Below are 20,407 nucleotides of genomic sequence, written 5' to 3'. Positions count from 1 at the left end.
TTTATATCTTGCTGGGGCAGAAATTTTAGTAACTCATATAAATATCCCTGGCTTAGAACCTAAGCAAGATTGCCTAGAAGGTATGTACGGCACTGGTGAAGCTTTTATAAGACTTGTCCAGCAAGAAATAGTTACCGACCTTAAAGACAAAAAATTTGCCCTTTTCGGTTATGGTAAAGTAGGCAGAGGAGTTGCAAAATACCTTACTAAGGCTGGAGCTAAAATTAGTGTTGTTGAAATCACACCAAAACACCTTAACGAAGAGTTAATAAATCAATGGTCAGAATTTTTTAATCTTAACTGCTTCGACGTGTGCTTATACTTTTAGAGCTACTTATCATTTTTCCTCAATCTCAACTTTAGTGATTTTTCTAAATCCTTGTGGTAAAAACACTCCACCACCTGATGTCTTATCTGTAATATAAGTGTCTATATTTTTATTATCTATACGTATAAACCTTTTACCCGCATTCAAAATAACTTCTTGGCTCTCTGGATCAAAGAGTTCTACATATTCTACTTTATCTTTTTTATCAAGCTTGATTATGGGCTTACCTTTACCTTTTTTTAGCTCAGCAAAAGTTGAGAAGTCTCGAATTACAGCCCTACCTTGGGCACTTATAATTAAAGCTTTTGAACTACTGTCAAAAGCAACAAATTTTACTACATCATCAGCATCAAAAATGTTTTTTCCTGTGACTTTATTTGCTACAAGATCCTCGCCAGGTATTACAAAGCCTTTACCACTACTATTTGCTAATAAAAAATGTGAAGCTGTATTTACAAATGCAATACCTATAATTTCATCTGCTTTATCTAAAGGGATGTAAGTTGTAATATGCTCACCATATCCCCTTGCTGAAGGCAACTTATCTATATACATAGAGTACGATTTACCTAGTTTAGAGAAAAAGATAATTTTTACGTTGCTATGTCCTGATGCTGCTAGATAATGGCTATCTTCTGGCTTATAGCTAAGGCCTGTAGGATCTATATTATCACCCTTAGCACATCTTACCCAACCTGCTTTAGAGAGTAAAACTGTAACCTTTTCATTAGGGATTAAATCTTTTTCTTCTAAGGCTTGAGCTTTATCAGCTTCTATAATTTTTGAACGTCTTTGATCACCAAAATCAGCTAGTATCTGCCCAAACTCTTTTTTCATAAGGTTTTTAAATTTAGTTTCACTATTTAAATAACCCTCTAAAAGCTCTTTCTCTTTATCTAGCTCTTTTTGTTCTTTTTTAATCTCTATTTCTTCAATCTTTGCTAATTTACGTAATCTGATATTAAGTATTGCTTCAGCTTGAATCTCTGAGAGAGCAAATCTATTTTGTAACTCTATACTTGGATCATCATAATTTCTAATAATATTAATTACTTCATCTATATTTAGAAACGCTATTAGTAAACCCTCTAAAATATGTAAACGAGCTAATACTTTATCTAAGCTTGTAGTTAACCTTCTTTTTAAAGTTTGCTTTCTGTATTCAAGCCACTCTTGTAAGATTTCAAGTAAATTTTTAACTCTTGGACGATTATCAAGTCCTATCATATTCATATTCACACGAAAACTTTTTTCAAGATCTGTTGTTGCTAACAGATGCCCCATTAACCTTTTAATGTTCTTTTTTGTTGTATTCGAATATAAAACTATTTTCACAGGCTCTTTATCATCAGATTCATCTTGGATGTTTTTGATCCACGTTATCTTTTGTTGTTTTAGTTGGTTAGCTATTTGCTCCATAACAGCTGAACTTGAAACTTGATGAGGTAGTTTTGTGATAATAACATTACCATCATTATCAATGTCATACACCGCTTGCTGCCTAATTGATCCTGTACCAGATTTGTAAACTTCTGATATCTCCTGTTTGGTACTTATAATATTAGCTCCAGCTGGATAATCTGGTGCTTCAACTATCTCTAAAATATCATCTATGCTAGCTTTTGGATTAGATAAAATATGCAAACAAGCATTTATAACTTCTGTTATATTATGTGGCGGGATATATGTCGACATCCCAACAGCAATACCCATAGCCCCATTTAATAATATATTTGGCACTTGAGCTGGTAAAAGTTTTGGCTCATCTAAAGTACCATCAAAATTTTTCACCCAATCAACAGTTCCTTTCTTTAATTCGTCCAAAAGAAGAACTGCATACTTTGAAAGCCGAGATTCTGTATAACGCATTGCAGCAAATGATTTCGGATCATCAATAGAGCCCCAATTTCCTTGACCATCTATAAACGGATACCTATAAGAAAAGTCTTGAGCCATCAAAACCATAGCTTCATAGCACGCACTGTCGCCGTGTGGATGGTATTTACCTAATACATCACCCACTGTGCGAGCAGATTTTTTGTATTTAGAAAGGTGACTTAACCCAATTTCACTCATTGCATATATGATACGCCTTTGCACAGGCTTTAAACCATCTGAGATATGTGGTAATGCTCTATCTAAAATCACATACATTGAGTAAGTTAAGTAGGCTTGTTCTGAAAATTCACCTACTGATTGCCGGTTCTCTAAACTTGAAAATAAATCCATCTAATAAATTATAAATTACTGACTTTTGGTAAATTATATATTAACTACCTAGAGTATGCTAGTTTGAGCTGTTTCTAAAGAGTGCTTTGTTTCCTATGGTATTCTATAGTCTCAAGCTCCTTTGAAAACACAAACTTGTTTCTTCTAAGAAAATCAAGTGTTTTAAAAATATCAGTAAACTCTGATAATATCCACGCTTGAATATCATAATCATAAATAGTTTTTGCTTTTAAATACCTACTAACGCCTGCCCTACACTCTTGAGTTAGAAAATCAGTAGCTGGGAACTTTATAACAATATGCCCCCTTTTATCATATACAGCTACTTTTGAATACTCTCCTAGGCTAACAAGCTGTTCTTTTAATCCTTTAAAGTCTTCCCAAGCTAAGAGAGTCTTTTCAAACTTATCTCTCTCTAAGTATTTAATAGCTGTCGAGTTATAGTTTTGTTTTAATTCATAGGTTTGATCTTTTAGCTCATTATACTTAGTTAGCAACTCATTATATCTCTTATTTAGAGTTAAATTTGAAATTTCTAAGCTATCATTTTTATTTGAGAGCTCTGCTTGCTTTTCTCTATTTTTTTTAGTTTTAGTAGCAACTTCATTGTCAATATATTTAGCAAGCTTATTACGCAAAGATATAGCACAATCTTTCTTATCAATGGCGAATTCTTTTAAAGTTTCTTCTATCAACAGCAACAGACTATCTTTTGGCTCCTCTTTTTTTACATCTTCTTGCAACTGAGCTAATTCTAACGCTTTAGGATGATTTTCTTTATATAAAGTAACTTTATCTACTAAATCAATTATTGAGACAGCTCCACCTATAAGTTTGCGAACCTTATTAACTGTTATCTCTTCATTTTGTGATTTTAAAAGGTCACATTTTTGATTTACTAGACTCTGTGCTACTTTTTGGACCATATTAAACTTTTTCTTCTTTTCTTAAGGTTAATACTTCATAACCATCTCTGGTGACCAATATAGTATGCTCCCATTGAGCAGATAAAGATCTATCTTTTGTCACCGCCGTCCAACCATCTTTTAATACAGATACTGGCCTTTTACCTATATTGATCATTGGCTCGATAGTAAATATCATACCCTCCTGAAATTTTGCTCCTGTCCCCATCTTACCATGATGCATTACATGTGGTGGCTCATGAAACTCTTTACCAATACCATGACCACAAAAAGTATCTACGATAGAGTAACCAAATTTTTTAGCATGACTTTCTATAACCGCCCCAATATCTCCAAAATGGTTGCCTGGCTTAACAACCTCAATCCCTTTCCATAAGCATTGGTGAGTTACCTCCACAAGCTTTTTAGCCATAACAGAAGCCTCCCCTATTATAAACATCTTGCTTGTATCTCCATGAAAGCCATCTTTTTTTACAGTTACATCTATATTTACAATATCACCTTTTTTAAGCTTTTTATCACAAGGAATACCATGACAAACAACATGGTTTATAGAGGTGCAAATAGACTTTGGAAAACCATGGTAATTAAGAGGCGCTGGATAAGCTTGCTGTTCATTTACTATATAATCATGACAGATTTTATCTAGTTCTGCTGTGGTTACTCCTTCTTTAACATATGGAGTTATCATTTCTAAAACTTCAGCTGCTAATTTGCCAGCAACACGCATTTTTGCTATTTCTTCAGGCGTTTTTATAATTATTTCACTCATGACTTATTAAATTTCTAAAAATCTGGTTATACATTATAAACTATTGACTTATAAATATATAGCATCGCCTAAGATGGTGATAAAATTACGTATAACGGAAAACTAAGTGTAAACAAGTAAATATGTCCATTAAAAAAGCCCAAGAAAGCGTTTCTAACCTTTTTAGTGATATTACCCACCCTCGTCTTGCTAGTTTTATTGCTCTAACAGAAGAAATAGGTGAACTTGCTAATGAAATAATGAAAAAAGAAATTTATGAAGAAACTAACGATTTTACAAAGATTAAAGATGAAATAACTGATGTGTTTGTCAGCTTATTAGAAGTTGCTAATTTATATAACATCGACCTTGAAACAGCTTTTAATGAAAAAATAGAAAACCTAAAACCACGTATAAAAGAGTGGAATAAAGCAAAAAATATTCTAAGCAAAAAAAGAGAAAAGCTCGACTAATCTAAGCTAATCTATAATAGCTTAGTCTAGAACCTAAAATTTTACATGTAATTAATACTTACACAACTATTAACACATGATATACAACTCAATTCCAAAATTTTATTCTGAAATGTATTTTTCATACTCGCTTGGTTTAAAAAGTTGGTCTATTTCTTGAGGGTCACTAAACTCTAATTCAAATATCCATCCCTCATCATAACAAGACTGATTTATTAATTTAGGGTTATCAACTAGTTTTTCATTGATTTTCAACACCTTGCCTGATAATGGAGAGTAGATATCCGAAGCTGTCTTAACAGATTCAATAACACAAATTTCCTCACCTTTATCATAAACATGACCAAGTTTAGGCAAGTCAACATAAACTATCTCTCCAAATTCATTTTGAGAGTAATCATCTATACCTACCTTTACAATGTTGTCTTTTACTTGAACCCACTCATTTGTTTGGGTATATAAACAATTTTTATTTATTTTAGACACGCAAGCCTCCTATATTAGAAATATACATTAACTAATAACTGATGATAGATAATAACATAAAAATCCTTTAAAATTAATTTTGACAAACACCTAATCACATATTTTAAAATGGATAATTTGAGCAATAAAAATATTATAATTGCTGCTGGTGGCACTGGAGGGCATATTTACCCTGCTATGGCTGTTGCGGTGCTTCTTAATGAAAATGGAGCTAATATAACTTGGGTTGGTACACCTAACAGTATGGAAGCGAAACTAGTAACAGACGCATTTGACATCAAATATATTAAAACCAGTGGAATTAGACAAAAAAATGTTATAAAAAAACTCTTATTCCCTATGAAATTAGCTATTAGCACCTTAAAAGCTTACAAAGTCTTAAAAGACTCAAAAGCAGATTTAGTTATAGGGTTTGGTGGATATGTATCTGGTCCGGTATGTTTAGCAGCAAAACTAAAAAAGATTCCTATAGTTATACATGAGCAAAATGCTAAAATCGGACTTACAAATAGGGTTTTAGCAAAATTAGCAGATAAAATATGTCTAGCATTTGATATTGATAATATAAAAAACTACTTTAATTCTAAACAGCTAGCAAGAACAAAAATCGTTGGTAACCCAGTAAGAAAAGATATTCTAAACCTTAACAACCTAGAAAAAAACTTCTCTCATCCAGAACTAAGGATTTTAGTACTAGGTGGTAGTCAAGGTGCAAAAGCTATAAATGATATTATACCTAAACTAATATTAGAATCTAAAAAGCATAATATAAATATTAAAGTGTGGCATCAAACAGGGGCCTCTTTGTTTGAGCAAACACATGCTAATTATGCTAATATACCTCAAGAAAACATCAAAAAAATTTCTGCATTTATATTTGATATGGCAGCAGCATATAAATGGGCAGATTTAGTGATTTGTCGAGCTGGTGCTCTTACAGTATCTGAATGTGCTATTGCCGGGTTACCAACTATATTTATACCATTTCCGTCTGCAGTTGATGACCATCAGTTTTTTAATGCTCAAATTATTGTAAAAAATAATGCTTGTTTTTGTATTAGACAAGATCAGATAGATTTAGAAAAATTAATAAGTATAATTAAACCCCTAACTGAAGATCGTAGTAAGTTAAAAAACTTATCAAATAATGCAAAAAAAGCATTGATAAAGAACTCTAGTGAACAGATATTAGAATGTGTTAAAGAAGTTTTATGTTAAGTAACTATTTAAGGATTTAAAAATGAATTTTGATATGTCTAAATTAATGCAACAAGCACAAAAAATGCAGGAGCAAATGAAAAAAGCTCAACAAGAACGTGAAAACATAGAAGTAACAGGAGAAGCAGGGGCTGGATTAGTAAAAGTAGTTATGACTGGTAAACATGACGTTAAATCTGTAAATATAGATCAAAGTCTTTTGAACGAAGATAAAGAAATGCTAGAAGATCTAATAGCAGCGGCTGTGAATAGTGCTGTTAAAAAAGTTGAGGTAAATTCTTCTACCGATCTACAGAAAATGGCTCAAGATGCTGGAATAAACCTACCTGATGGAATGAAATTTCCATTTTAATAAGAAAATTTTAAACAAAATGAACAATAAAATATTCTCTCCAAAAATTACAGCTGTTATTGAGTCTTTAAGAAAGCTTCCTACTATTGGTAAAAAAACCTCACAGAGACTGGCTTTACATTTATTAAGTAAATCGCCTGAAACAGCTATTAACATAGCTAAATCTCTTATAGAGGCTACCCAAAGTATTACTAACTGTAAATACTGTCAAGCTCTAACTGAAAATGAAATATGTGAAATATGTAGCGACTCTAAACGTGATGACTCTAAACTATGTATAGTAGAAAACTTGCTAGATCTCGTTGCCATAGAAGATGCTAATACTTTTAAAGGAAAATATTTTATCTTAAATGGAAGAATATCTCCCCTAGATGGTATAGGACCTAAAGAGTTAAAACTAGATTTATTAGAAAAGATTATAGCATCAAGAAATATAAATGAAATTATACTAGCAATTAGCCCTACAGTTGAGGGGGAAACTACTGCTCATTTCATATCACAGATTATAGGTAAAAATATAATAATTTCTAGAATTGGATTTGGGGTGCCATTTGGTGGTGAGCTTGAATACTTAGACCAACAAACTCTATTACATGCTTTTAATGCCAGAACTAATCTCTAATTATCTGACTACTTAACCATATTTTTTCATCATTCTTGAAATAATTAATGAAGATAACAGACAGCTTATTAATATCAAAAGTATAGTACTATTAAGTATATATATATTAAGGACGCCAATATTATAACCTATCAATGCAACAGCCAGAGCAGCTGCAGCATGAGAGCTGCTTAAACCGAATATAATAATCTGATCTTCGTTTTTAAAGTTAAACATAATTTTTACCAATTTAGCGACCAACCATTTACTAAATATCGCCACTACAATAAAAGAAAATGTTAAGGTCAACCCCATCTTAAAAATAATTTTATAATCAAACATCATTCCTATACTTATTAAAAATACCGGGATAAAAAGCGTATTACCAATAAAATATATGTCTTGTTTGACTATTTCAATTTTATTTGAGAAATTACTTAAAACTAAGCCAGCAAAGAATGCTCCAATAATAATATCCATACCCATACTCTCAGCAAAGATCGCTGAAGCAAAAACTATTAATAAAACGAATATATACACTAAGCTTTTCTGGTTTGAAAACCTATTTAAAAAAACTCTAGAAATAAAAGGGACTAAAATAAAAATTACTAATATGAATGTTATAAAATAGAGTGCTAAAGTAAAAAGCACTGACCATATAGTAACATTAATAAATTGATGCTTTATGTTAGTAAAAAATGCCAATATAAAAAGTACTATAGTATCTGTAATCACCGTTCCACCAACAACTACTGAGATTATATTTTTCTTCGGAAAATTAGTTATTAAAGGATACGCTATTAATGTGTGAGTTGAAAATATAATCGCTGTTAAAACTGCAGCTTGAAAACTAAAATTAAAAAAGTAACTAAATACTATAAAACCCAAAATAAAAGGGATTAAGAAGGTAAGCGACCCAAAAGCAATAATCTTATTCTTATTAGTTCTAAAATCTGTAACATCAAGCTCAAATCCAGCTAAAAACATAATGTATATTAGACCTGTTTTTGCAAATATAGTTACTGCTAAACTTTGGTCAAGGATATTAAAACCATAAGGTCCAATTATAACTCCAGCAATTATTAAACTAATTATATTAGGTAATCTCAAAAACCTAGATAAAAGACTTGAAGTAAAAATTATTAAAAGTATAACTCCAAAAATATCAACTGGAGATTTTAAAGGAAAAATATCTAACCCCATTATTCAAAAACCTTATGATCCTTATAATAGAAAATCTATAATTTATTAAAATTAATACGTTAAGAGTAAATAATTACTATTTACTTATTTAGTATTCTTTCTACATTTATTGTCACATCTAATTTTCTAGTTAAACGTAGTAATAAATAAAGCTCTCTTCTATTACGCACTACCACTATAGCTGAAAGCTTAGCTTGTTTATTATCAATAGACATCATGTCAAGACTACGAATATCTATGCCTTCTCTGGCTAAAGTCGTGGTAAGTTTAGCAACTGCTCCAGGAATATTTTTTAAGGTTACAGCAATCCTAGCTCTAAAACTAGGCTCATCATCATTATTTACAGACCATTCTGCTTGTATCTGTTTAATACCCTCCCTTTTAAGTATATTATATAATTCATTACAGCTACTTCTATGAACCTCTATATTATCTTGTGTTACTATTGCTTTTATTTCATCACCAGGCAGAGGCAAACAACACTCAGCTATACGCTGGTCATCTCCGTATCTGATTTGCACTTTTGATGCTGAGGATTTACTATACGAATGTTGAATATCATCTACGTACTTAGCTATAAACTCAATAAAATTAGTAGGATCTATTAACCCTAAGCCAGTATCCAGGTAAAATCTATTTACAGTTTCTATACCCTCATAATTAAATAAAGCGCCATTAATAATTCCATTAGGAATACTTTTAATGTCAATATTATGTTCTTGTAATTTGTTTTCAACAAACTCCTTACCTGTAATGTAATTAACATTCTTATATTGCTGTTTTAGAAAATCTTTAATTGCTGATTTAGCTCTACCAGTTTCAACAAAATCCAACCAAGCGGGATTAGGGTCAGCTACTGCTGAAGTTACAATTTCTATGTTATCTCCTTGTTTTAGACGGTAATTAAGAGATACTACTTTTCTATTAACTCTCGCAGCTACACATTTATTACCTACATCCGTGTGAATATAATAAGCAAAATCTATACATGTAGAATTCTGGGGTAATTCAACTATCTCTCCTTGCGGAGTAAAAACAAAAACATCATTATTAAACATATCTGTTTTAACATTTTCTAAAAATTCTACAGAGCTGGCTGTATAAACGTTAATATCTGATATTTTCTTGAGCCATCTTTGTATAGCTTTATCAGTTTTTTCGCCTATCTTATAGCTCCAATGAGCTGCTATACCATATTCTGCTTGTCGATCCATCTGTAGTGTTTTAATCTGTATTTCTAACGGTATATTATAAGGTCCTAAGACAACAGTATGTAATGATCTATAACCATTAGCCTTAGGGGTTGCTATATAATCTTTAAAGCGTTGTGGTATCGGCTTATACAATTCATGAATTTTCCCTAAAGCTACATAGCAGTCAATACGACTAGGAACTATCACTTTATAAGCATACATATCCATTATTTCCTCAAAAGAAATACCTTTTTTACGCATCTTATTATATATGCTATAAATTGTTTTCTTACGTGCTTTTATGCTATCTTTAGATGCCAACTCCCCTAACTTATCTACCAAAGTTTCTTTAACTTGATAAAATACTTTTTCTTTATTTTTTTCTACCTTTTTAACTTTTTCATCTAAAATGTGGTATCTATAAGGGTACATTCCCTGAAAAGCAAGAGTCTCTAATTGTTCTTTAAGAGTATTAATACCTAACCTATGAGCGATAGGAGCAAACACGTCTAAAGTTTCTTGTGAAATCCTTCTTTTCTTTTCTGGCTTAAGTGGGGCCAAGGTACGCATATTATGCAATCTATCAGCTAATTTAATAAATATAACTCGAACATCTTTTGTTACAGATAAAAGCATTTTCCGAAAATTTTCTGCCTGTTGTTCTGCTATATTTTTATGTCTAATTTGGGTTAATTTAGTAACTCCTTCAACAAGTTGTGATACCTTAGAGCCAAAAAGCTCTTGTATTTCCTGATGCGTATGCTCTGTATCTTCAACAACATCATGAAGTAGCGCTGCTATAATAGTGTCAACATCCATTCTTACTTCTGCTAAAATACAAGCTACTGCAACAGGATGAGTAAAATATGGCTCTCCAGAACTACGTACTTGAGTCTCATGAGCATCTGCCCCAAAAATAAAAGCTTCTGCTATTTTTAAACGTTCTAGGTCAGGAAGATACTTAGAGATAAGCCTATTAAGTTCATAAAAACAAAACATAATAAAATAAATAATATATATTAATGTTATAGATGATAAATCGATTTGATAATCAAAGCAATTACAACTCTACTTTGTTTTATAAGAAATTAAATATTTTCTTGAAATTATAGCCATCCCAACAACTAAACTTATGTCTATTATCAATAAAATAATTGCTAGAGTCGAGTTATAATTTTTTTGTGAAAAAGCTGCCCCTTGCCCCGGAGGAATAACTCCTATTGGGTTATATGCTAATCCATACTTTTTAATAATAGATGAGTTTATATCTCTTATGTTAATTACTGGAATACCTTCTTTTAAGAAATTTACTGCAACAGAATTAATATTTTTATATTCAGTAGGCAAATCTTTCACTACACCAGAAGGAAAACTATGTAACTTAACAAATCTATCTTCTTGTTCATTAGATTTAGTGTTTGCAGATTTTTCTTTATTATCTTTATCTTCTTTTTCTGATTCTGGCTTAATTTGTTTAAGTCCTATAGACGCCATATTACCGCCAACATTTATATATGCTTTAATTTTTTCATCACCAGCAGCTTCTTTATACATTTTCAAACGCGTTTCTACAGAAGTGTTCGTGGCATCTTTATATGGGACATTGATAGTTTCATAACCATTTCTCTTGATTGCGTCATTTAATTTTAAAATCGCTGAAGGAGTCATGCCATAACCATTATCTCTAGAGCCCCCTAATGTTGCTCCTAAAATTGGATAATCAAACATACCTTTTTCTACCAAATTATGATAGATATCTAACCATGTAAAATTAGGCCTATTAGCCCCATACTGGGAAGAACCAGCTGAAAATATAATTAAAGGCTTAAGTTCTAAAGTTTTAATTGCTGATAACATAGCAATATCTAAAGCAGGGTATGATCCAGTTTCTTGAACAGCAACAAGATCACCTTTTTTAAGATCTAACTCATTCAACCAGCTAACAAATATCGCTGCGATATTTGGATTAACAGAAGACCTTTTAGAATATAAATCGCCAGAATCAGTAGTAATTTCTGTCATTGATAAACCTACCAAACCAGTACAAGTCACATCACCGACACCTTTACATAAGTAACCTTTAGACATAAAAAAGTTTTGTGTAAGTTTAAAAGCTTGACTGCTGGTCTCTGCTGCTTGTAATTTTTGAGTGTAACCTTTAGTTTCGATGACTAAATTTTTCTCTACTATATATAAAGAAATTATCATGAATGCACTTAAAAACAATATTATATAACGCGACAAATATTTACGATGCCAATACATATTTTTCATTATTTATATTCCTACTATTTGAGGGCCAATCAACACTATCAGTAACAAACGAATAATAACAGACGCTATTAATAATGAACCTATAGTCTCAATAAGACCTTGTCTATCTATAGATAAAGTAATAAGGCCAGGTATAATATAACCTATAACTTTTATATTATCGAAATAAAAACTAGAAGTCATATATTCAGATAATATACTATTACATATAGTCCCTAATATAAAAGATAAAAGTACTGTAATAGCAATTCTTCTTCTACCATAAATAATCATAAATTTAGACATCAATCTAACTATTCCAAAAATCACTATCGAAATAATTATAGTTAATATGACTCTATCTGGTGCCCCCATTTCTAAAGCAAAATAACCTGGCACAACCATACCACCTGTAGATAAACCTAAAAGTGACACAAAGACTAGTCCAACAATCAAACCTATCCCTATAGAGAGAGTTAATGGATCCATATTTTCTCCTATTAAATGTACAATTTTTTAAAACAAACCGTATTTATAAACCATGCTTCTCTTTATGACTTTTATCACAAAAATCTACTAAACTCATTCCGATATCTTTAATATTACCAACTCCAACAAGTATGTATGATTTAGCTTCTTGAGTTTCGTGTACTTTTTCAAGAATTTCAAGAGGTTGCTTGTCTTCACAAATGATAACTTGAGATCTCTTTTTATTAAGTGATTTTGCATATTTTTTATAGAAAGAAGTGAAAACTTCTGTACCTGTTCCAATAAGAACAACCAAGTTTGGAACTTGCCAATCAAGTATAGCTTCTGCTATCTGTTTAGACCTATCCTCTCTATCCTCTCGGCAGTTGACAACTAAAACTTTTTTATCACAATTCTCATACTTACTATAAAGCTTATCCCAAAGCATTTTAGTTGAAACTGGATCATTTGCAGCAAAAGCATTAGCAAAATTCATTTCAGAGCCTTTAATATCAAAATTATACTCTGTCATAGCTCCAGGATCAGGGGTTGCTTCCCACATACCTTTTAAAGCTACTTCTCTTGGTATCCCCAAATCATCTGTCACTTTTAATGCCAAAGCTACGTTAATTTTAAACTCAGAATATACAAACTTATTAATTTCTTCATCTGTTATTTTCTCAGCATCAGTAGCAGTAGCAACTATAAGTTCACTTCCCCTATCTTTACATGCATATTTGAAAAAATCAACATGCACATCTTCAGCTGTAAAATATTTTGCTTTTACAGGAACTGCCCCAGCTAAAGCTTTTGCAACATCTCTTTCTGTTGGACCCATCACATCTAAATGATCAGGTCTAGCATTAGTAAGTACGCCATGTGTAGCTTTAACTAATTTTAGCTCACATAAAGATTGTAATAATGGTTGAAGTGCCATACATTCTATAACTATAGCATCAGCTTTAGCTCTTTTTGCTTTAAACATTATTTTTACTTGCTCAGCTATATTACTAAAACCTATTCTAAAAACTGGAGTTTCTGAACCATCAACATTTATGTACCTAGCTAAAGTTCCTGTAGTTTTCGCAACAGTCCTATGGCCTCCAGCACGCACCCCAGCTGCTATTAATCTAGCAACGCTTGATTTACCCCTAGTACCATTCACATGAATACGTATCGGGATACTCCTAATACTTATATTATGGATAATGTTTTCTATTGTTAGATAAATACTTAGAACAAGAAAAACTCCTATAATCAGCCAAAAGTCCAAAATAAACCCCTTTCACACCTTTAAAACTTCTTTTCCTAATATATCATAAAAGCTAGCTTATCAAAAGCTAATGAGCTAATTTAAAATTTTTGATAGTCCCTTTAGTCGCAAAATAAATACCTATAATAAGCACAATACCCCAAATAATAAAGTTCGCAGTTACTTTCTCAAGGTGAAAAATTATACTAAAAACACCTGCCCAAAAAATAAATGTAGCATTAAAAGTAGTTCCTAGACTTGCTCCTATACGCTTTATAGCATAATAATAAGCGATATATGATGCCATAGCAGACATCACACATATGATAAGTATTTTTATCATGAAAAAGTTTTCCACCACCTTTAAAAATTCTAAAGGAAAAAATATACAAATAAAGATTAAGCAAACCAAATAAGATATTGCTGAACAAAACTGTCTTGTAGCTAATAAAAATGAACTATGACCTTCAGTAGTCTTTTTTAAGGCCAATGAAAATAAAATTGATTCTAGACCCCACCCAAGCATTGCACAAAGAGCAAACATAATGCCAATTAGTATCTTACCACCTCCATGACGCCCGCCAGCAATTGATATGAATATAACAGCCAAGACTGATAGCACTATGCCAAGTATTTTTAAGTTTGTTGGTTTTTCTTTTAGAAAAAATATTGCTAAAACAAGAGCTACTATCGGGTAACATGAAGTGACAACACCAGCATAAATAGGCCCAGCATATGATATACCAACTATACCAGCAACCATTCCTAGAGGTCCAGCGAAAATAGCCGCTAGACACAGTAACCAGAAGATTTTTTTTAAAGATTTAATTCTAGTGAAAAAAATTTTGGGAGAACTAAAATAATGGTATCCAAATATAGCCAAACAAGATGAAGTATCTTGCACAGCAGCTAAGAGTAAAGAAAAAATTATAGTTAACAATCCTGTTGATAGGATTCCTATTTTAATACTAAAAATATTGATATATACATCATTAAGGCCCCACAGCACGCCTGATAAGACTCCCACAAATATACCAAAAAATTTTAAAGACTTAAAACCTAACAAAATAAATCTATTACAAAATAAAACTAGAATCATAATAACATCTTAAAAGGTTTAAATAAACCATTTCAAACTTTTCTAGGGACGAGTAATTAAAAACCGACTTTTATAACTTCACCATTAGCAATACCAGCAACAGATTTTAGATAAGCATTTGCTACATCACTAGCCTTAACAGGTTTAAATCCAACAAAAAATGGTGCATATTTTTCTAAAGCTTCTTCAACAACAGTAGGGCTAACAATGTTTATACGGAAATCTGTATATTCAAGTGAAGCTGCCTTAACAAACCCTTCTAGAGCAGAATTTATAGTTGCAGCTATAGTACCATTAGCTATTGGTTGTATGTTTAATATTCCTGAGGTAAGTGTAAAGGATCCTCCTTTTGAAACATGTCTTGCACCAATTTGGACTAAATTTATCTGGCCTAAAAGCTTATTAGATAAACTTAAATCCCAATCTTTTTGCTCCAAAAGGCGTATATCCTTAAATACAACTTTACCTGTAGTCGATACAAGAGCATCAAAACTCCCTATCTGTTCAAATAACGCACAAATGGAGCTTGTATCCTGTATATCAACTTTGTAATCAGAACCTTTTCCAGAGAAACTGGCAGAAATAACATCAAAGCCAGCTTCAACTAAAGTTTTATACGTTGCTGAGCCTATCACTCCTGTAGCACCGATTAGAACAACTTTTTTAGCCATAAATTACTTAGACTCTAAATATTTTAGTAAATTCTCTGGAGAAGTCTCACCATATGGGTCATCTTCTGAATTATTGCATTTCCCCGGTTCTACAAAAAATTTCTCAATTTCACCATTATTTACGACCATAGCATACCTCCATGATCTTTTACCAAAACCAAGGTTTTCTTTATCTACAAGCATATCTAAAGCTGCAGTGAACTCACCATTTCCATCAGGAATTGGTTTAATATTTTTAATCTTTTGAAACTCGATCCATTTATTCATTACGAACGAGTCATTCACAGCCAAAACATAAATTTCATCGATTCCAAGCTTTTTAAATTTGTCGAAGTTGTTTTCAAAACCTGGTAATTGATATGTAGAACAAGTTGGTGTGAATGCTCCAGGAAGTGAAAACACAATCACTCTTTTGTTATTAAAAATCTCTGAAGTAGTTAAATCTTGCCATCTAAATGGGTTTGAACCACCTATACTTTCATCTCTAACTCTTATTTTGAAAGTTACATTAGGTACTCGTTTTATCATTTTTCATTCTCCGACGTTATTAGATACAAGGTTTATTGTATTACAAATACACCAGTTGTAAAATATATAAAAGTTATGTTTGTAATAAGTTTTGCTTATATGAATACTAGAACCTTAGAATACATAATAGCAGTATATGAAACTAAAAGCTTTATTACAGCATCTGAAAAATGTTTTGTAAGCCAACCAGCATTAAGTATGCAAATTAAAAAATTTGAAGAGTACTTGGATATACAAATATTCGAGCGAGGTACAAAACAAGTATTTACTACACAAGCTGGCGAAAAAATAATTACTCAAGCTTATAAAATAATTGATGAGGTGAAAAACTTAAATAAAATAGCTAGCATGTATTTAAAGGGCAGTAAAATTAGTGTCTCTATAGGAGCTTTTCCCACCATATGCCCCTATATCATGCCAAAACTTTTACCATCTATAAAACAGCAAATACCTAATTTAAGTATCTCTGTGGTTGAGGAAAAAACCGATATCCTCGTAAGTATGCTTGAACAAGGAAAATTAGATTTTGCCTTATTTGCTGATCCTATAGATCACAATCAATTTATATCCAAAAAACTATTTGATGATAAGTTTTTTGTAGCTGTAGCAAATACAAATAAACTTTCTAAAAAAAAGAAGTTATCTATAGCTGAAATTATAAAACAAAATCTTATGATTCTTGATGAAGGACATTGTCTTAGAGATCAGACTCTAAAATTATGCTCATTAAACAAATATAACAATATTAATTTTAAAGGAAGTAGTTTAGAAACTTTACGTCAAATGGTGTCCATCGATGAAGGCATAACTCTTATACCAAAAATAGCTTGTACTCAAATGGAGAATATAAGTTATTTAGCGATAAATGATCCGAATTTCAAAAGAGAAATATTTTTAGTAATGAGGAAAAATTCTGTATATAGTAAGATTTTTAAACAATTAGCTACTATTATAATTAAACATCATTAGACATAATTACTCTATTTACCAGCTAAACTTTGCTATTACTAGTGTTAGCAAAATCTTTTAAAATAGACTTAACATATAAGAATAAATCTGTATTTACAGTCTTTAAAATGATATTATTTGAAACTATAAATCTAAAAACTGCATGGTTTATAACTTTGATTTTAAATAAACATTTTAGACTACTTTTTCTTATATTCTTAACTTTTATAAGTTTCTGCAGCACTTATGCAGCAACAGCTCGTAGTGAAATACAATATTTAGTAAAGGAATATGGCCTTACTGATGTAAAAATAAGTATAGCTACCCAAAATACAATTTCTGGTGCAAACTTATACGCTTATGGCCAAAATAGACCAATGAAACCTGCTAGTAATAATAAAGTTTTTACTATGGTAGCTGCATTATTTGCTATACCTGATAGTTTTACGTTTACAACGACAGTTAACTACTCTAGCAACAAAGTAAAAGGTCATATTTTACATGGCGATCTATATATAAAGTTCTCAGGCAACCCTGCTTTAACTGGAGGACAACTATCATCTTTAATAAAACAAATAAAAACTACTAAGGAAATAACACAAATAACAGGAGATGTATATCTTGTTGGCAATTTTTCGGGACCATATATCCCAGAAGGATGGACAAAAGAGGATAGTACTTTTTGTTATGGAGCACCTGCTTCAAGTTTTACTATAAACAGGAATTGTACAGTAGTAAAACTAGCCAAGAATCCAAATAGTTTAACAACTCGTGTTATCACACTTAGCAATGCCAGCAATATTACAGTCAAAAATACGGCTAAGTATACTAATTCAGCAGAACCTACTATTATTTCTATGAACGATGATAACGTTTTATATATTAGAGGCTACTTATCTCGTGCTGCAGAAAAAATGTTCAAATTAGCTATTAAAAATCCTGCTTTAAAAACATTAAATACCGTTGATGATTTTTTAAACACTAATGGAATTAAACATAACAAAATAGCTATAACAACTTCAATACCACCAGGAAATACTGAACAATTAAGCATAAGTTCTGCAACTATAGGTAGTTTTATCGACCAAACACTTAAACACTCCGACAATCTGTACGCTGAAACGATATTAAACACTATTGGTCTAAAGCAAAAAGGCATAGGCTCAACTAATGGAGGAACAGCTGCAGTTCAAGAAATTCTTTATGATAAGCTTAATCTAGATACTTCGGCATTAACTATGTATGATGGCTCAGGACTATCACACCTTGATAGAGTTACAGCCCAGTTTATGGTTAATTTTTTAACTAAAACATACAATAGCTCTATTGGTCAAAAATTCTACAGTTACTTACCAGCATCTGGGATAAGCGGAACTATATCATATAGAATGGGGGACAAATTACTAGGTAAAGTACATGCTAAAACAGGCACTCTAGCTGGAGTTTCCACTCTTGCAGGCTATGTTCTTACAGAGAAAAATCATCGTATAAGCTTTTCTATTATGCTTAATGATCTTAAGGCTTCTGATAGGTATAATGCTCGTAGGTTTCAAGATAAAGTAGTTGATGTTTTTTATAGGCATTTATAAATGAAAAAAATATTTAAGATCATATCAGTAACTACTGTATTAGGTATACTTAACTCTTGTGCAACTGAACAACCTAAAAATATAAATAACGCTTGTAGTATAATCCATCAATATCCTAATTGGTATTACGATATGATTGACTCATACAATAGATGGGGAGTACCTCTTAATATTCAAATGGCTTTTCTTCGCCAAGAATCCTCTTTTAGAGCAGATGCTAAACCTTCTATGAATTACTATTTTGGTTTCATACCAGTAGGTAGAGCTTCAACAGCATATGGGTATGCCCAAGCTCTTGATGGTACTTGGGATCATTATAAAAAAGAAACTCAGCAATCTTTTGTCTCAAGGTCAAACTTTTCTGATGCTGTAGATTTTATAGGCTGGTATTTAAATAATGTACATAATAAAACAGGTATTAGTAAAACTGATGCCTATCACTTGTATTTAGCCTACCATGAAGGTATTGGTGGATATAAAAATGGTACCCACAAAAACAACTCTTTCTTAAAGAACTATGCTAGAAAAACAGCTGATATAGCACAAAAATACTCTACTCAATTACAAAATTGTAAGATCCCTGGTAAGCCACTATTATCTTACTTATTCTAGGAAATTTATGAATAAACAGCCTTTCAAAAAAACAATAAATATACGTTGGTCAGATACGGATAAAAACGGCCATGTAAATAATGGAAAATATTTTGATTATTTTGAAGAAGCTCGCACACAATGGGTTTATGCCTTTAAAAAACTTATTAATTGGGGCATAGAAAACTCTATCCAATTTGTTGTAGCTGAACAAAGCTGCAAATATATGTACCCCCTATTACACCCAAATACAATTGAGGTAACGCAGTATGTATCTAGAATTGGAGCAGCAAGTATAGAGTTTAAATATGAAATAAGGATACTAGGAAGTGACAGAATTGTCACAACAGCATACTCCAAGCTAGCATGTTATAACTTAAAAACAGCCAGATTAGAAAAGATACCTAATGATATAAAACAAGCTACTTTAGAAGACTATTATGAATAACGATAAGCAAAGCCTTAAAAAGCTAGAAAAACAAATATTACGAAAAACTGCCCAGGCTATTAATCAGTATAATATGATTGAAGATGGTGATAAAATTATGGCCTGTTTATCTGGAGGCAAAGATTCCTATTGCCTACTAGAAATGCTGTTACTACTACAGCAAAAAGCGCCTATTAAATTTGATATCATCGCAGTAAACTTAGATCAAAAGCAGCCTAATTTTCCTGAAGATGTTTTACCAAATTATCTCAAAGAGAAAAATATAGATTTTCACATTATAGAGCGAGATACTTATAGTGTTGTAAAAAGAGTAATTCCAGAAGGTAAAACCACTTGTGGGTTATGCTCTAGGATGCGCAGAGGCATCTTATATGACTTTGCGCAAGAGCATGGAATTACTAAAATAGCTCTAGGTCACCATCGTGATGATATAATAGAAACTTTTTTTCTAAATCTTTTTTATAATGGCTCTATCAAAGCTATGCCACCAAAGCTACTTAGTGATGATAAACGTAATATTGTAATTCGTCCATTAGCTTTTGTAACTGAAGAAGAAACTACAGAATACTCAAAGTTAAAAAACTTTCCTATCATTCCATGTAACCTCTGCGGTTCACAAGATAATTTGCAAAGAGTCTTTATTAAAGATATGCTTAACAAATGGGAAAAAAATAACCCAGAAAGAAAAAATGTGTTATTTAAAGCTCTGTCTAACATTTCACCATCACAAATGCTAGATAAAGAGCTTTTTGATTTTTTTAATATAACAAAAAATGACATACAAAGATAAGGAGTACAAA

General features: G+C 31.5%; 22 protein-coding genes. 10 read left to right on the top strand and 12 right to left on the bottom strand.

All coding sequences use genetic code 11. The features are described 5' to 3' along the window. The first annotated feature begins 82 nt into the window (after positions 1-82). Positions 83-328 (top strand): NAD-binding protein, encoded by a 246-nt coding sequence (locus tag FRA_RS03045; protein WP_035718753.1) that lies wholly within the window; start codon positions 83-85, stop codon positions 326-328. 9 nt (positions 329-337) lie between these two features. Here FRA_RS03045 and parC read toward each other — a convergent pair whose 3' ends face one another. The 3 genes from parC to map all read right to left on the bottom strand — a co-directional run bounded on the left by parC (position 338) and on the right by map (position 4,255). After that, positions 338-2,557 carry a DNA topoisomerase IV subunit A gene (gene parC / locus FRA_RS03040; protein WP_035718751.1) on the bottom strand — a complete coding sequence of 740 codons (2,220 nt, stop codon included), beginning with the start codon at positions 2,555-2,557 and terminating at the stop codon, positions 338-340. A 74-nt stretch (positions 2,558-2,631) separates the two neighbouring features. Further along, on the bottom strand, positions 2,632-3,483 hold the full coding sequence (locus FRA_RS03035; RefSeq protein ID WP_035718750.1) for a hypothetical protein: 852 nt from the start codon (positions 3,481-3,483) through the stop codon (positions 2,632-2,634). A gap of 1 nt (position 3,484) precedes the next feature. Then, positions 3,485-4,255 carry a type I methionyl aminopeptidase gene (map, locus tag FRA_RS03030; RefSeq protein WP_035718749.1) on the bottom strand — a complete coding sequence of 257 codons (771 nt, stop codon included), beginning with the start codon at positions 4,253-4,255 and terminating at the stop codon, positions 3,485-3,487. A gap of 122 nt (positions 4,256-4,377) precedes the next feature. On the opposite strand from map, the gene FRA_RS03025 reads away from it, so the two are divergent. Further along, complete coding sequence (locus tag FRA_RS03025; protein ID WP_035718748.1) at positions 4,378-4,707, top strand: MazG nucleotide pyrophosphohydrolase domain-containing protein; 330 nt, start codon at positions 4,378-4,380, stop codon at positions 4,705-4,707. A gap of 102 nt (positions 4,708-4,809) precedes the next feature. Here the strand turns inward: FRA_RS03025 and gcvH are convergent, their stop codons facing one another. Beyond that, entirely contained in the window at positions 4,810-5,193 is a 384-nt protein-coding gene (gcvH, locus tag FRA_RS03020; RefSeq protein ID WP_035718746.1) for a glycine cleavage system protein GcvH, read from the bottom strand. Between the two features lie 108 nt (positions 5,194-5,301). Between gcvH and murG the strand changes: the two genes are divergently transcribed. The 3 genes from murG to recR are packed head-to-tail and all read left to right on the top strand — an operon-like array spanning position 5,302 to position 7,385. After that, positions 5,302-6,411 carry an undecaprenyldiphospho-muramoylpentapeptide beta-N-acetylglucosaminyltransferase gene (murG, locus tag FRA_RS03015; protein WP_035718744.1) on the top strand — a complete coding sequence of 370 codons (1,110 nt, stop codon included), beginning with the start codon at positions 5,302-5,304 and terminating at the stop codon, positions 6,409-6,411. A gap of 22 nt (positions 6,412-6,433) precedes the next feature. Beyond that, positions 6,434-6,763: a YbaB/EbfC family nucleoid-associated protein gene (locus tag FRA_RS03010; RefSeq protein WP_035718743.1), complete on the top strand. Its 330-nt coding sequence runs from the start codon at positions 6,434-6,436 to the stop codon at positions 6,761-6,763. A 19-nt stretch (positions 6,764-6,782) separates the two neighbouring features. Then, a complete protein-coding gene (recR, locus tag FRA_RS03005) occupies positions 6,783-7,385 on the top strand; it encodes a recombination mediator RecR (RefSeq protein ID WP_035718742.1) in 603 nt (200 codons plus the stop codon). Positions 7,386-7,397: 12 nt separating this feature from the next. Here recR and FRA_RS03000 read toward each other — a convergent pair whose 3' ends face one another. From FRA_RS03000 to FRA_RS02965, 8 genes are all read right to left on the bottom strand, one after another. Further along, on the bottom strand, positions 7,398-8,567 hold the full coding sequence (locus FRA_RS03000; RefSeq protein WP_051686741.1) for a cation:proton antiporter: 1,170 nt from the start codon (positions 8,565-8,567) through the stop codon (positions 7,398-7,400). Positions 8,568-8,647: 80 nt separating this feature from the next. Then, complete coding sequence (locus tag FRA_RS02995) at positions 8,648-10,759, bottom strand: RelA/SpoT family protein (protein ID WP_035718741.1); 2,112 nt, start codon at positions 10,757-10,759, stop codon at positions 8,648-8,650. Between the two features lie 69 nt (positions 10,760-10,828). Continuing rightward, positions 10,829-12,034 (bottom strand): poly-gamma-glutamate system protein, encoded by a 1,206-nt coding sequence (gene pgsW, locus FRA_RS02990; protein WP_035718740.1) that lies wholly within the window; start codon positions 12,032-12,034, stop codon positions 10,829-10,831. A 3-nt stretch (positions 12,035-12,037) separates the two neighbouring features. Beyond that, entirely contained in the window at positions 12,038-12,502 is a 465-nt protein-coding gene (gene pgsC / locus FRA_RS02985) for a poly-gamma-glutamate biosynthesis protein PgsC (protein WP_035718738.1), read from the bottom strand. Between the two features lie 43 nt (positions 12,503-12,545). Then, positions 12,546-13,754, bottom strand: a complete 1,209-nt coding sequence (gene pgsB / locus FRA_RS02980) for a poly-gamma-glutamate synthase PgsB (RefSeq protein ID WP_035718736.1) — start codon at positions 13,752-13,754, stop codon at positions 12,546-12,548. Positions 13,755-13,821: 67 nt separating this feature from the next. Continuing rightward, positions 13,822-14,832, bottom strand: coding sequence for a DMT family transporter (locus FRA_RS02975; protein WP_035718734.1), 1,011 nt, complete (start codon positions 14,830-14,832; stop codon positions 13,822-13,824). A 56-nt stretch (positions 14,833-14,888) separates the two neighbouring features. Next, entirely contained in the window at positions 14,889-15,503 is a 615-nt protein-coding gene (locus tag FRA_RS02970; protein WP_035718732.1) for a short chain dehydrogenase, read from the bottom strand. A gap of 3 nt (positions 15,504-15,506) precedes the next feature. Continuing rightward, positions 15,507-16,031: a peroxiredoxin gene (locus tag FRA_RS02965; protein WP_035718730.1), complete on the bottom strand. Its 525-nt coding sequence runs from the start codon at positions 16,029-16,031 to the stop codon at positions 15,507-15,509. A 99-nt stretch (positions 16,032-16,130) separates the two neighbouring features. Here FRA_RS02965 and oxyR point away from each other — a divergent pair, with 99 nt between their 5' ends. The 5 genes from oxyR to ttcA all read left to right on the top strand — a co-directional run bounded on the left by oxyR (position 16,131) and on the right by ttcA (position 20,397). Continuing rightward, complete coding sequence (oxyR, locus tag FRA_RS02960; protein WP_035718729.1) at positions 16,131-17,000, top strand: oxidative stress transcriptional regulator OxyR; 870 nt, start codon at positions 16,131-16,133, stop codon at positions 16,998-17,000. A gap of 107 nt (positions 17,001-17,107) precedes the next feature. Then, on the top strand, positions 17,108-18,568 hold the full coding sequence (dacB, locus tag FRA_RS02955) for a D-alanyl-D-alanine carboxypeptidase/D-alanyl-D-alanine endopeptidase (RefSeq protein WP_081835910.1): 1,461 nt from the start codon (positions 17,108-17,110) through the stop codon (positions 18,566-18,568). Continuing rightward, positions 18,569-19,180 carry a transglycosylase SLT domain-containing protein gene (locus FRA_RS02950; protein WP_035718727.1) on the top strand — a complete coding sequence of 204 codons (612 nt, stop codon included), beginning with the start codon at positions 18,569-18,571 and terminating at the stop codon, positions 19,178-19,180. A gap of 7 nt (positions 19,181-19,187) precedes the next feature. Continuing rightward, a complete protein-coding gene (locus FRA_RS02945) occupies positions 19,188-19,607 on the top strand; it encodes an acyl-CoA thioesterase (RefSeq protein WP_035718725.1) in 420 nt (139 codons plus the stop codon). After that, a complete protein-coding gene (gene ttcA, locus FRA_RS02940) occupies positions 19,600-20,397 on the top strand; it encodes a tRNA 2-thiocytidine(32) synthetase TtcA (protein WP_035718722.1) in 798 nt (265 codons plus the stop codon). The genes FRA_RS02945 and ttcA overlap by 8 nt, the downstream gene beginning before the upstream one ends. Positions 20,398-20,407 lie beyond the last annotated feature (10 nt).

The organism is Allofrancisella heilbronnii, from assembly GCF_000710735.2.
Taxonomy (GTDB): Bacteria; Pseudomonadota; Gammaproteobacteria; order Francisellales; family Francisellaceae; genus Francisella; species Francisella frigidaquae.
The sequence above is the reverse complement of the archived record's forward strand: the minus strand, read 5'-3'. Positions and strand labels throughout refer to the sequence as shown.